Consider the following 10,765-nt stretch of genomic DNA (forward strand, 5'->3'; position numbering starts at 1 on the left):
CATCATCCCCTTTGCTCCCCTTCCATCCTGTCGAGCACCCCGTAGACCTCTGCGAGCTCGCCTCCCTGCTCGATGCGCTGCTGGCGTGGGCTGTCGTCGCGCTCGGGCCAGCCGTTGAGCTCGAGCTCGTCGACTGGGCCTCGCTGCGCCTTGTCCGCGTCGATCCAGTTGAATGCCTCGTCGATGGTCTTGGCCTTGAACGCCGGCGCCCTCTCGTCACCCCGGTAGACGTGGAACCGATCGGTGTCGCCCGGGACGTTCTTCACGATGTAGCCGGTCATTTGGCTCTCCGGTCGCGGCTGTTTGCGACAAGTGGCTGTTGGTCTTCCTTCAGCTCCCACGGCTGAGGCTGCTTGCAGTCGTTGCAGATGCGGTCCTGGTATGTGCTGAAGCTGACCAGGGGTCCGCCGCATTCCGGGCAGCGCGGCCCGATGCCGTCGTAGTGGCTCATCTCCCCACCCCGTGCGCCGCGGCCATTGCCTCGATCCACTCCACGGTGTGCGGACGGACCAGCCAGGCCCAGGCGATCTCCCCGTCCGGCATGGCGTCGGAACAGTCGCCAACGATCAGGACGGAGCCGGTCGAGTACAGCAGCAGCATCCCCGGCTCCAGCCGCTCAGGGGCGCCGGCGGTCCATTGCAGGTTGCGGATGCTCATGCGGCCTCCATCAACTTGCTAACGAGCCGCCCGACGCAGCGCTTGATCTGCTCGTCAGGCGCGGAAGGAAATGCAGCCCTCAAATCATCAAGCAGCGGCTTTGCGCGCCGATATCCGCCGTCTCTGGCCAGCCGAAACGCGTGCATGACGATTTCGATATCCTCGTAAACCTTGTTCATGCCTTCACCTCGATCAGCCCCATGCGGGCAAGTTGGGCCAGCGTTTCGCAGATGGCCTTGTCCAAAATTGCCCGGCGCTCGTCGCGGGTCATGTCCTTGCCGTTATCGATGGCCGAATGACACGACGGGCACAGCGCGGCCGTCAGGCAGTCGTCAGTTTTCTGGCTCATGGCTTTTCCAAAATTCCTGTGTGCAGCCTGCACGCCATAGGCGCCGCAGATCACGCAGGTTTCGATCTTGCGAACCGCTGCCAGCCACTTGCTGGAGCGGTAGACGGGTTGGCGTTGGCGGAGCATCAGATCCGCCTACACATCGCCCATACCAGTGCGGCTCCCCATGCGGCGCCGATAAGCAGTTGGGTCTCATGGCTCATGCCGCGATCCCCCAGCGGTCGGCAGTGGTGAACCTCGCTCCGCGCTCAGCGGCGAAGGCCTCCATCACCTCGAACATGTCGCTGAACCACTTCTTGCTCTGCTTGCGGGTCGAGACGCCCAGGACAACGAAGCCGCCGTCTAGGCCGGGCACGGCGCGCTGCTTCTGCACTGAGGCGCTGAAGATGTGCTTCCAGTCCTCGTCGCTGAGCTTCTGGCCGTACCAGTCGACCTGGCGGGAGATGTCGCGCAACATGCTCCACATACGCCTGTTCTGGGCGTCGGATCTGGCTTCCTCGCGCAGGCTCCAGACCATGCCGGCCTCGAGGTCGACGCGCTGCAGGATCTGGATAGCCCGCTGGCGGTCCATCTCGGTGCGGAGCGGGAAGGTTGGGCTGCTCATTCAGCACCACCCTTGCCCATCGCGGCGTCGATGGCGGCCTCGGCATCATCGGCATCGACCGGTGCCCGCTCACTCGGCCAGGGCGAGCGCGAATTGCCGATGTCGTAGACGTATGCGGCCTGATCTACATACCAAGCCAGTTCCCTGACGAATCGGTAGCGCCGCGCATCCGCCCTAACCCGCTCCAGCTCGGCCTTGAGCCGGTCGCGCTCGGCTTGGAACGAGTCCGCCAGCGCCTTATTGGCCACAACCAGCCGATCCAGGCAGTCGGCATTTTTCTCCAGCGCATCGTTCTCGGCGATCAGGGCCGCCACGTCCTCCGGCTCGACCGCGCAGTAGAACTCGTTCAGATTCCGGTCGCGCTCTTCCTCGTCGGCGCAGCGCTCGATGCTGCAGGCGCTGACAAGACGCTTCAGGTTCTCGATATCAGCCACGCTCAGCCCTCCACAGCTCGTCCCGCGTTACGCCTTTCTTGACGCTCTCGATCAGCACGTAGAACGACATCTCGGAGAGCTTCGGCCGCACGATGCGGACCTCCACGGGCTCGTCGTCGACGATGTGCGCCCGCCACAGGGCCTTGAGTTTCTTGTTCATGCCAGCTCCTCCCACTCAACGTGCTTGCCAGTCCTGCGCCAGATTTCGGATCGCTTCAGGTACAGCAGATGCCGGCACTCCTCGCAGCAGTCGGTCGAGTTGTTCGGATTGCGGATCGACTTGGCGCTGCGGGTCGAGTAGTTGCCGCAGGAGCAGCGGACCACCCACCCCTTGACCTCTGCGGCTTGAGCGATAACCGTGAAACGCCCGAAGCGGAAGCCACTCAGGTCAGCCCATGACTGGCTGCCAAGCTCTTGCGAAGTCGGCTTACGCATGGCCGGCGGCACGTCCTGGCAAATGGCGGAATACTTCTTTCGAGACTCGTACACCTCGCCCCGCCCCATCACGCGGGCGGCTGTCGAGTTGACTGGGATTTCGTGGCCGACTTTCATGCCCTGGCCTCCTTCGGCCCAAACTTGTGGTGCCCGCGCTTCATCGAGCCGTCTGCCAGGATCACGCGCTTGTCGATGCCGCGAGTCATGCGGACGATTCCCTTGGCCTCCAGCACGAACTGGAAGCCCTGGCGTGCCAGGTCAGATACGGTTTTGATCTGGGCGGGGGTCATGCCCTGGCCTCCTTCTTCATCAGCGCCTCTACGGCGGCGGCGTGTTCGGCCTTGAGGGCCTCTAAAGATTCGATTTCGGCGCGGATCTGCTCGGCGCGCTGCCGGCGAGACTCGGCCTGCTTGCGCTTGGTCTCGTCGCGGAGGGCTCGCCAGCGGCGCTGCTGTTCTTGGTCTGGGAGGATCATCAGAAGCCCCTCCCGAACTTGCCGCGGCCCATCTCAAGATCCTCTTGGCTGACCTCTCGCTGCCCGGCGAAGCTGACGAAACGGGAGAACTGGCCCTGATGCTGGACTAGGCAGGAGCCGACCTTGGCGTGCCGGCACTTGCCCACGATCAGCTCGGTTACCCCGTTCTGGCCTTGGTCAGTGTCGTTGTCGCGGTGCACGAGGATCACGGTGTCGGCGTCGGCCTCGATCTGGCCGGAGTCGCGCAGATCCTGCGGAACCGGCCGCTTGCCCGGGCGCTTTGTCGAGTCGCGGTTGAGCTGGGCCAGCACAATGACCGGCACCTTCAGCTCCTTGGCCAGGTTCTTCATGGCCGTGGAGATACGACCAAGCTCTACCGTGCGGTTCTGGCTGCGGCCTTCGGAGGAAATCAGGCCGATGTAGTCGACCACCACCACATCCAGGCCGTGGGTGCGCTGCGCGTGCCGGGCGATGCTGCGGATGCGCGGCGCGGTCAGCCCGGGGGCATCGCACAGGTACAGGCCGGAGTTCCGCAGCTTGTCCACCGCGGCGGTGATGCCAGTCCAGTCTCCGTCCTCGAGCGAATGACCTTCGTCGATCCGGCTCAGCTGGACGCTTCCTAGCGAGGAAATGCCGCGGTTGATCAGCTCCTTCTTCGACATCTCCATGCTGAACACCAGACCCTTGCCGGCGCCGCTTGTGGCGATGTGCTGGGCGATCTGCAGGCCGAGCGTCGTCTTTCCGCTGCCTGGTAGGCCGGCAATCACGATCATGTTGCCCGGGCGAGCGCCTTGGATGATGCCGTCCAGATCCGGCAGGCCTGTGCTGTGCCCGCGGTCGACGCGACGGTGGAACTTGGCGTCGAGCTCGTCGATAACCTCCGGCAGTGCCTCGCTGACGTGGCAGTAGTCCTGCCCGCCGCCGCCCAGGTCGTGCAGATCGGCAACCGCCTGCTGTGCACTGGCGATAATCTCGGCCACAGGCCGGTCCTCGCCGACGAGCTCGCGAATGGAGTCGGCCGCCTCAACCACCCGGCGAAGCACGGCACGCTCCTTCACGACGTTTGCATAGGCCTCCCAGTTGGCTGCCGACGGCACGTTCTTGGCGATATCGCCGGCATAGGCCAGCACCCGGTCACCGCTCGGCAGGAACTGGTGCGTGACGCCAACGGTCACGGCGTCCACCGGCATGCCGTCGGCGTGGCAGTCCATGATGGCGGCGAACAGGGCGGCGTTGTCCGGCTCGTAGAAGTCGCCGGCCGTCAGCTTGGCCGCGATAAGGTCGATCTTCTCGGCGTCGAGCATCATCGCCCCAAGGACGCCGTGCTCGGCCTCGATGCTGAACAGGGCGCGGCTCATTGGTCACCCCCGCGGGCGGAATCCCAGTCGAAAACCACGGCCTGGCCGCCGTTCTCGCGCAGGCGATCCAGCGCCCGGTCGCCGATGTAGGCCGCCAGCTCTGTCGACGGCAGGTTGGACGTGATGATGGTCGGCAGCATGTTCCGGTACCGGGTGTCGATGATCTGGTGCAGGGATTGGCGTTCGAACTCTGTTCCACCCTGGGCGCCGAGTTCGTCGATCAGCAGCAGGTCAACGCCGGCCAGCTCGGCGAAGATCTCGCGCTCGCTGCTCGCGGCATCGCGGCCGAAGCTGGCCTTGAGCGCGGCGATGATGTCGGCGGCCGGGACGTACAGGGCCGAAGCACAGTGGCGGGTCACCACGGCCTTGAGGATCGAGCAGCCGAGGTGGGTCTTGCCGGTGCCGAAGTTGCCCATCAGCAGCAGGCAGCGGCCGGCGGCGAAGTTCTCCTCGAACTGGTCGACGTAGGCTCTGCAGGTATCCAGGGCGAGCTTCTGGCCCTCCAGCGACGCGCGGTAGTTCTCCAACGAGCAGCGGCGGAACCGCGGTGCAATACCGGTGGCGAACAGGGCGGCGTTCCGGATCTCCCAGCGCTTCGACTCGACAGCCTCGGTGCGCTCTGCGCCGTCCTGGCCGTGGATCGCATCGAACCGGCAGCGCGGGCAGCCGATCACCCGGTTGTCTCCCTCGAATGCCTCGACCAGCGTCCGGTCGAACTCACCATGCACAGGGCAGCGATCAGCGCGGGTCTTGGTGCGCGGCGCAGCGCCGAAGTTAGAAATTCGCACGGCGCACCCCCAGGCGTTCGTTCTCGGCGGTACGGGCGCGGATCTCCTCGGCGTTCACCGGGGGCAGGTTCGTGAAGCGGGATTGCTGCGGCTGCGGGAAGGCGCGGACGTTCTGCGGCAGGCGGGCATTGCGCACCCAGTTCCGCCATGTGGCGAGCCAGTCCAGCTTCGCCGCGTTCTTGCCGGAGGCTGCATGCCAGTGATCGGCGAACTTCTCGCCCTCGCGGACCATCGCGGCCTCGGGGAACTCCGGTCGATCAGCAAGAGCCCAGGTCAGCCACTCAGCCGGCAGCGTCCAGTCGGCAGGCAGGCGCTTGGCACGCTGCGCTTTCGGCTGGACAGGCTCGCCAGCATTCTCGGCCTGAGCCTGAGCAGCGGTCGGCGCGTCAGCGGCGACATGCTCTTGATCTTGCTCTTCTGGTTCTTGGTTATTGGTTAGTGGTTCTTGGTTAGTGGTTAGGTGGCCATCCGTGCACGCTTCGTGCTCGACTCGTTCACGCTTCGCCTTGCGGTTTGCCTCTCGCTCAATGGCGATCTGCTTGTTCTTCTGTGACTTGTCGTGATAGCCGGCGATCTCGTCAGCGATGCGCTGCTGCATGTAACGGCCGTCAACCAGGTCAAAGAACTTGCTCAGCACGAACTTGACTGCCGCTACTTCCTCATCGCTGCGCGCCCAGCACCAGTCCAGCGCCTCGCTTTCCGTTGGGAATCGTTCACGGTCATAGCACGCATCCATCAGGAGCGTGTACGCACCGTGTTCAAGCATCGAGAGGCGGCCCGCCTTCTTGTGGTAGTCGCCGATGTTGCGCTTGAAGTAATGCATCACAGCGCCTCCTTGAGGTCGTCGCATTTGGCGATCTCGTCATCAAAATCCAGGCAGGCAAGTACTCCTCGGCCGTGATTGGTCATGGTTATGTACTCGGCGTACTGCTCGAAACCATTGAGGATCAGGCGCGGATCCATCTTGAAGAATTCACGGTTCTCGCTGACCCGGGCCGGGTAATAGGCCTCGTGAAGCTCGCGCTCTACCTGGCGCGGGTTTTCCACCTCAACGTAAAAGAGGATGTCAAACGGGTACGGGGCGGACGTACTGCTGGAGAGTTCGCAGCAACGCTGCATGGGTGAGCGTTCCGTCATGCCGATCTTGTAAATCCCCGGCATGTACTCATTGCCGATGCAGTAGATAAATCCGTAGTTCATGGGTTAATATTTCCTTGTTCGTTTATGGCGCCTTGGCGCCGTTGAAGAAGCCGGGCCGTCACCCGGCTTTTTTTTGCCTACGATTTGCCTTCTTCAGGCCCTTTCGAGGCCCTCTCTTGAGCCCTTTTGGCGCCCAGCTGGACTAGCTCGGCCTTCGCCTTCTTCATGCCGGTCACTCCGCCCATGGCGACGAACTCGATACCGATCGCTTCCAGGGTCTCGTCGAGGCTCCAGCCATTGCTTTCGGCCAGAGCCTCGATCTTTTTCCGTGCCTGCTCGCTGAGAGCGTTGTAATTCAGTCCGCTCACATGGCCCCCCATAGGGCCTTTAGGCCGCACTAGAATCGCGGTTGTCCTTGCTCAGCGCCTCGATAGCTCCGTTCTCTACCGCCCACTCGATCATTTCGTGCAGGTATGTCGCGTGCTGCATGTGAGCCCGATTGGCGGCACGAGACAGAATCCGGTCGAGAACAGCGCTGAAGCGCACCTTTCTTGGGATGTCGCGTTTGTGGCAGGGGTTGTCGTAGGACATAGGTGTTTCCTTGTCTCGGTAAGAATTGGCTAAGCGGCCTTTGGGTTTTGGGTGAAGTAGTTCGCCAGCTTCTGGATCGTGCTGATGCGCGGATCAGCTGTTGCCCGAGTCGCGATCTTGCTGATCGTGAAATACGGCACGTCAGCACGTTCACTAATCTCAAGCCAGGAACCCTTCCTGCTCTCGAGCTGGTCAAGCACATAACCGTGCAGGTCAAAAAACTCTGCGCGGATCTTCTTTGTCGCTTTCATGTGGTTAAGGTCCTCAGCAGTATATGACTAAGCATAGCCGTAAAGAGCTAACAAGAGCAAGCCGCACATGGCTAACCATAAATGGCACTCTTGGCTCCTCGGTTTCCAGGGGCCCGAAATGACATCTACGCGCCAGGTGCTGGCTAACAATCTGAAATTTCTAATGGCTGGATCGGCAGAATTCGGCACGCAGACGCGCTTGTCCGAACGTTCCGGAGTCGGGCAGACTACAATTGGCCGTGTCCTTCGAAACGAAACGGATGCAGGGGTTGAAACGGTCGAGTCCTTGGCAAAGGTTTTCAAACTGTCCGCCTCGGATCTGATTGACCCTGGGCTAATCAGGCGCCTTTCGGGTGAAAGCTCAAACGTGGAAGGCACGAGTGGAGGAGTCGGACTTGTTCCGCTGATTTCGTGGGTGGCTGCCGGGATGCTGTACGAGGCAATCGACCAACTTGCGCCTGGGGACGCTGAGGAATGGCTTGAATCGCCATTCAGGCATAGCAATTCAACGTTTTGCCTGAAAGTGAGCGGGAACAGCATGTTTCCAGAATATCGGGATGGGGAAATCATCCAGGTAGACCCAGATGTTGACGCGGTGCACGGAAGCGACGTGGTGGTAAGGACGCCTGATGGACGTGCCACCTTCAAGCGACTCCAAGTGGAGTCGGATGGCGAGCAATTCTTGATCGCTATCAATGAGGATTGGCCCGAGCGAATAATTCGCGTGCCGGAAGGAACGATCATCTGCGGAGTTGTAACAGGCTCCTGGATGGACCGCCGCAAGCGGTAGCCCTCCGAACAATAACCAGAACATAGAGCCCGCCACTGAGCGGGCTTTTTCATTTCTGCGCCACTCCGTTTTTGGCTTAGCCGACAGCCAGTTAGCCATCATCTAAATTTTTAGCCGTAAACGGCTTGACCGCCGAACCAAACGTGCATAATCTTCTAGCCATAGACGGCTAGACAACCGAGAATGACTAGCAGTTGAGGCCCTCAAAAGGCCCTCTACGCACCCCAGCGCAGAGACAGGCAGCGATGCCTCCGGTTATCCGGGAACGCTCTTTAACAAGTCGAGAGATCCACAGACGCCAGACGGCAATTGAGTTCTGTGGACGGTACTGAAGGACGCAACGCTTCCGCCACCGGGGACCGGCGCGGAGGTTTGCGAGAAATACCAAGCCAGCTTGAGGAAATAGCTGGGCAGCCGGCTAGGCGCAGTACCACCCGAAAGCGTGGGCCTAGTGAATCCATAGGCAATATTGGGGAGCGGGTGACGAAGGTAGCCCCGCAAAGCGAGTTTCCTCGATGCCCTTGGCGACAGGGGCATCCGGGGAACCAACCGAAGAAGGAATACCCATGCTCAAGAAGCTTTTCAGGGCGCTGTTCCTGCGCAAGAAGAAGGAAGCGCCGCAGCCCAAGCCGGAGCGCCGGCCAACCAACGGGCCGCACGCAAGGCAGGCCATCCACAGTAGCCCGGCACGCAGCCAGCCGAGCAGCGATAACCCGATGCTCAACCCACTCCACCCGCTGAACCCAGCCAATCCGATCTACGCCGCCAGCGATGACGACTGCCGGCGCCGCAGCCATGAGCCGGTATCCAGCAGCCACTGCTCGAGCAGCAGTTGGGGAAGCAGCGATAGCGGCAGCAGCAGCTCCAGCTCGTCGAGCGACTGCGGATCGAGCAGCTCCAGCAGCTGCGACTGACCACAACGGCGCCCTGGCAACGGGGCGCCCACAGGAGAGAGACATGGAACAAGACAAGATGCGCGAGGATTTCGAGGCGTGGCACCGAGATAGGTATCCAGCGGTGGATGTTCGCAGGCAAAACCTGCTCGGAACCTACACGCTACTCATTGTCGAGCAGCGATGGGAGTGCTGGCAGGCCTCCCGCGCCGCGATGGTGGTGGAGCTACCCGAGTGGTTCGACCGCTTCGACAGTGGCGACAGAACCTATTGGGTCGAGGACGTCGAAAAGGCAATCAACGCCGCCGGCATCCGCACCAAGTAGCCCCGGGCGGCATCGGGGAGTGGTCTGAATGCGCCCGCCAAGGCTCGACTTCCATCCAGCTGAGGAAGGAAAGAAACCCTCATGTGCCGGGATTGGCTCCGGCCAGACCACTCCACCGATGCCGCTCGCATCTGACAGCCGGAATAGACGGCCCTAATGCCGGGGATGGTTGAGGACGTGCGCCGACACGTCGTAATCCGGTGAATCGGCCCGATCCGCTCTGCGGGGCGGTATCGGAGAGCGAGCTGAACTGCCGCGTATGTAGATGGCGTGGAAACCAGAAATGGATAAGTCCGGAGGTCAGGGCCCGGACAGCTCGCTCCCCGATGCTTCCCCAGCATCACCCTCTGATCTGCCCTGAGGGCAACTGACTCCAGCAGTCAGCGTTTAACCCGCGCCGGGCGGGGTGGCAGCTCCCGGCACAGACACATCACCCGTGCGGGGCGGGCCCAACTGGGATATCCCCGACGGCGATCAGCAGGCCAGTGCGCCGGTGACAAAAACCCCTGCAGCGAATCACGGGCTGCTCCTTTCCCTCGCCCGGGGATTCGTCGCCTGGCCGGCGTAACCGGCCACTTCCTTCCCTCCCGCGCCCATCAGAAAGCTTCCTCGTCCGAGGCGGCTTTCAATGCGCACGACATGGAGAAAACCAGAATGGCATCGCTTGCACTGCGCGATCAGCGCGCATTCAGCGCCGCCCAGCACGCCTGGGACAACTTGGAGCCGCCGGCCCAGCCAGATAGCTGGATCGAAACCGAGCAGGGCCAGTCCTGGCTCGGCGAAAGCATCAGCGCTCTGATCCTCGGCCGCGACGTTGTGATCACCGCCCGCCCGCGTCTCGTCGTTTCCGCCGCTGATTTCATCACGACCTTCGGAGAGTCGGCAGCGGACATCTACGCCTACGACCCGAAAAATAGCCTGGAATGGGCGCTGGCCCGCGGCCTGTTGTTCGGCGGCCAAGAGTACCAAGACCTCGCACGACAGATTGCCAAAAAGATGCTGCTCAAGCACCAGGACGCAGCAGAGAAAGCCCACGCCTGGCTGGAGGACTACTGATGAAACGCCAATTCGACGCCTACGCCGCCGGCACAATCCGCGGCGCGAAATCCATGGCCCGCAACGACGGCCACACCGAAGAGCCGCTGCACATCGAATGGCGTGGCGGCGCCTGGCATCTGCTCTACCAGGCCCGCAATCCGGTTGTCACGCTGGCCCGCCTGCGCACCGCCCGCCTCCGCCGCTGGCTGGCCGGCATCCGCCGCCGCTTCGCCATCGGCACCCAGCACCAGATCGTCAAGGAGCTTCGGCATGGGTGATATGGCCGAAGGATGGGAGTGGTTCAAGGAGCGGACCATAGAGAAGCGCGCAAAAAACACTGCCAGCTCCACCGAAATCCTTGTCCAGCGCGGAATACCTTTCGAGTCAAAGAATGGCGGCTCCCACCTGGTCGTAGACGCAGGCAGCCACCTGATCGACTTCTGGCCGAGCGGCGGACGCTGGATCGCCAGAGACCTGGGCAAGACCAACGGACGAGGCGTGTTCAAGATGCTGAAGCACATCGCCAAAGCGCGAGGCGAGCCATGAGCAGCTACCGCGCCAAGAAGCGCGCCTTCATCGCTCGCCTGATCCTGATCGACGTCTGCGTCGTCCTCACTATCGTCCTGATGATCGAGCA

General features: G+C 62.3%; 24 protein-coding genes. 6 read left to right on the forward strand and 18 right to left on the reverse strand.

The genetic code is table 11. From position 1 onward, the window contains the following. Window positions 1-2: 2 nt before the first annotated feature. The 18 genes from EV691_RS19340 to EV691_RS19410 all read right to left on the reverse strand — a co-directional run bounded on the left by EV691_RS19340 (window position 3) and on the right by EV691_RS19410 (window position 7,082). Window positions 3-281: a hypothetical protein gene (locus EV691_RS19340; RefSeq protein ID WP_131299461.1), complete on the reverse strand. Its 279-nt coding sequence runs from the start codon at window positions 279-281 to the stop codon at window positions 3-5. Beyond that, window positions 278-451: a hypothetical protein gene (locus EV691_RS23455; RefSeq protein WP_165496578.1), complete on the reverse strand. Its 174-nt coding sequence runs from the start codon at window positions 449-451 to the stop codon at window positions 278-280. Before EV691_RS23455 ends, EV691_RS19340 begins: the two co-directional genes overlap by 4 nt. Next, window positions 448-657: a hypothetical protein gene (locus EV691_RS19345; RefSeq protein WP_131299458.1), complete on the reverse strand. Its 210-nt coding sequence runs from the start codon at window positions 655-657 to the stop codon at window positions 448-450. The genes EV691_RS23455 and EV691_RS19345 overlap by 4 nt, the downstream gene beginning before the upstream one ends. After that, window positions 654-836, reverse strand: coding sequence for a hypothetical protein (locus tag EV691_RS19350; protein ID WP_131299456.1), 183 nt, complete (start codon window positions 834-836; stop codon window positions 654-656). The genes EV691_RS19345 and EV691_RS19350 overlap by 4 nt, the downstream gene beginning before the upstream one ends. Beyond that, entirely contained in the window at window positions 833-1,132 is a 300-nt protein-coding gene (locus EV691_RS19355) for a hypothetical protein (RefSeq protein WP_131299453.1), read from the reverse strand. The genes EV691_RS19350 and EV691_RS19355 overlap by 4 nt, the downstream gene beginning before the upstream one ends. 73 nt (window positions 1,133-1,205) lie before the next feature. Then, complete coding sequence (locus tag EV691_RS19360) at window positions 1,206-1,610, reverse strand: recombination protein NinB (RefSeq protein WP_131299450.1); 405 nt, start codon at window positions 1,608-1,610, stop codon at window positions 1,206-1,208. After that, the gene (locus EV691_RS19365) at window positions 1,607-2,044 is read right to left on the reverse strand and encodes a hypothetical protein (protein WP_131299447.1); all 438 of its coding nucleotides are present in this window, start codon (window positions 2,042-2,044) and stop codon (window positions 1,607-1,609) included. The genes EV691_RS19360 and EV691_RS19365 overlap by 4 nt, the downstream gene beginning before the upstream one ends. Continuing rightward, complete coding sequence (locus EV691_RS23460) at window positions 2,037-2,204, reverse strand: hypothetical protein (RefSeq protein WP_165496577.1); 168 nt, start codon at window positions 2,202-2,204, stop codon at window positions 2,037-2,039. Before EV691_RS23460 ends, EV691_RS19365 begins: the two co-directional genes overlap by 8 nt. Then, on the reverse strand, window positions 2,201-2,596 hold the full coding sequence (locus EV691_RS19370; RefSeq protein WP_131299444.1) for a hypothetical protein: 396 nt from the start codon (window positions 2,594-2,596) through the stop codon (window positions 2,201-2,203). Before EV691_RS19370 ends, EV691_RS23460 begins: the two co-directional genes overlap by 4 nt. Then, the gene (locus EV691_RS23465) at window positions 2,593-2,769 is read right to left on the reverse strand and encodes a hypothetical protein (protein WP_165496576.1); all 177 of its coding nucleotides are present in this window, start codon (window positions 2,767-2,769) and stop codon (window positions 2,593-2,595) included. The genes EV691_RS19370 and EV691_RS23465 overlap by 4 nt, the downstream gene beginning before the upstream one ends. Continuing rightward, window positions 2,766-2,954, reverse strand: coding sequence for a hypothetical protein (locus EV691_RS19375; RefSeq protein WP_131299441.1), 189 nt, complete (start codon window positions 2,952-2,954; stop codon window positions 2,766-2,768). The genes EV691_RS23465 and EV691_RS19375 overlap by 4 nt, the downstream gene beginning before the upstream one ends. Then, window positions 2,954-4,312, reverse strand: coding sequence for a replicative DNA helicase (locus EV691_RS19380; RefSeq protein ID WP_131299438.1), 1,359 nt, complete (start codon window positions 4,310-4,312; stop codon window positions 2,954-2,956). Before EV691_RS19380 ends, EV691_RS19375 begins: the two co-directional genes overlap by 1 nt. Then, the gene (locus EV691_RS19385) at window positions 4,309-5,100 is read right to left on the reverse strand and encodes an ATP-binding protein (RefSeq protein WP_131299435.1); all 792 of its coding nucleotides are present in this window, start codon (window positions 5,098-5,100) and stop codon (window positions 4,309-4,311) included. The genes EV691_RS19380 and EV691_RS19385 overlap by 4 nt, the downstream gene beginning before the upstream one ends. Next, window positions 5,087-5,923: a YdaU family protein gene (locus tag EV691_RS19390; protein ID WP_131299432.1), complete on the reverse strand. Its 837-nt coding sequence runs from the start codon at window positions 5,921-5,923 to the stop codon at window positions 5,087-5,089. Before EV691_RS19390 ends, EV691_RS19385 begins: the two co-directional genes overlap by 14 nt. Then, a complete protein-coding gene (locus EV691_RS19395) occupies window positions 5,923-6,300 on the reverse strand; it encodes a GIY-YIG nuclease family protein (protein ID WP_131299429.1) in 378 nt (125 codons plus the stop codon). The genes EV691_RS19390 and EV691_RS19395 overlap by 1 nt, the downstream gene beginning before the upstream one ends. Window positions 6,301-6,377: 77 nt before the next feature. Next, window positions 6,378-6,608 carry a hypothetical protein gene (locus EV691_RS19400; RefSeq protein WP_242672583.1) on the reverse strand — a complete coding sequence of 77 codons (231 nt, stop codon included), beginning with the start codon at window positions 6,606-6,608 and terminating at the stop codon, window positions 6,378-6,380. Between the two features lie 19 nt (window positions 6,609-6,627). Beyond that, entirely contained in the window at window positions 6,628-6,831 is a 204-nt protein-coding gene (locus tag EV691_RS19405; protein ID WP_131299423.1) for a hypothetical protein, read from the reverse strand. Window positions 6,832-6,860: 29 nt separating this feature from the next. Further along, on the reverse strand, window positions 6,861-7,082 hold the full coding sequence (locus EV691_RS19410; protein ID WP_131299420.1) for a Cro/Cl family transcriptional regulator: 222 nt from the start codon (window positions 7,080-7,082) through the stop codon (window positions 6,861-6,863). Window positions 7,083-7,149: 67 nt separating this feature from the next. Here EV691_RS19410 and EV691_RS19415 point away from each other — a divergent pair, with 67 nt between their 5' ends. The 6 genes from EV691_RS19415 (at window position 7,150) to EV691_RS19440 (ending at window position 10,674) form a co-directional block, all read left to right on the forward strand. Beyond that, window positions 7,150-7,872, forward strand: coding sequence for a LexA family protein (locus EV691_RS19415; RefSeq protein ID WP_207390226.1), 723 nt, complete (start codon window positions 7,150-7,152; stop codon window positions 7,870-7,872). A gap of 566 nt (window positions 7,873-8,438) precedes the next feature. Then, the gene (locus EV691_RS19420; RefSeq protein WP_131299417.1) at window positions 8,439-8,786 is read left to right on the forward strand and encodes a hypothetical protein; all 348 of its coding nucleotides are present in this window, start codon (window positions 8,439-8,441) and stop codon (window positions 8,784-8,786) included. A 43-nt stretch (window positions 8,787-8,829) separates the two neighbouring features. Continuing rightward, on the forward strand, window positions 8,830-9,090 hold the full coding sequence (locus tag EV691_RS19425) for a phiTE_015 family protein (RefSeq protein WP_131299414.1): 261 nt from the start codon (window positions 8,830-8,832) through the stop codon (window positions 9,088-9,090). 639 nt (window positions 9,091-9,729) lie between these two features. Next, entirely contained in the window at window positions 9,730-10,146 is a 417-nt protein-coding gene (locus EV691_RS19430; RefSeq protein WP_165901262.1) for a hypothetical protein, read from the forward strand. Next, window positions 10,146-10,406 (forward strand): hypothetical protein, encoded by a 261-nt coding sequence (locus EV691_RS19435; RefSeq protein ID WP_131299408.1) that lies wholly within the window; start codon window positions 10,146-10,148, stop codon window positions 10,404-10,406. Before EV691_RS19430 ends, EV691_RS19435 begins: the two co-directional genes overlap by 1 nt. After that, on the forward strand, window positions 10,399-10,674 hold the full coding sequence (locus EV691_RS19440) for a hypothetical protein (RefSeq protein ID WP_131299405.1): 276 nt from the start codon (window positions 10,399-10,401) through the stop codon (window positions 10,672-10,674). Before EV691_RS19435 ends, EV691_RS19440 begins: the two co-directional genes overlap by 8 nt. Window positions 10,675-10,765 lie beyond the last annotated feature (91 nt).

This window comes from Azotobacter chroococcum (assembly GCF_004339665.1).
In the GTDB taxonomy this organism is placed as follows: domain Bacteria; phylum Pseudomonadota; class Gammaproteobacteria; order Pseudomonadales; family Pseudomonadaceae; genus Azotobacter; species Azotobacter chroococcum.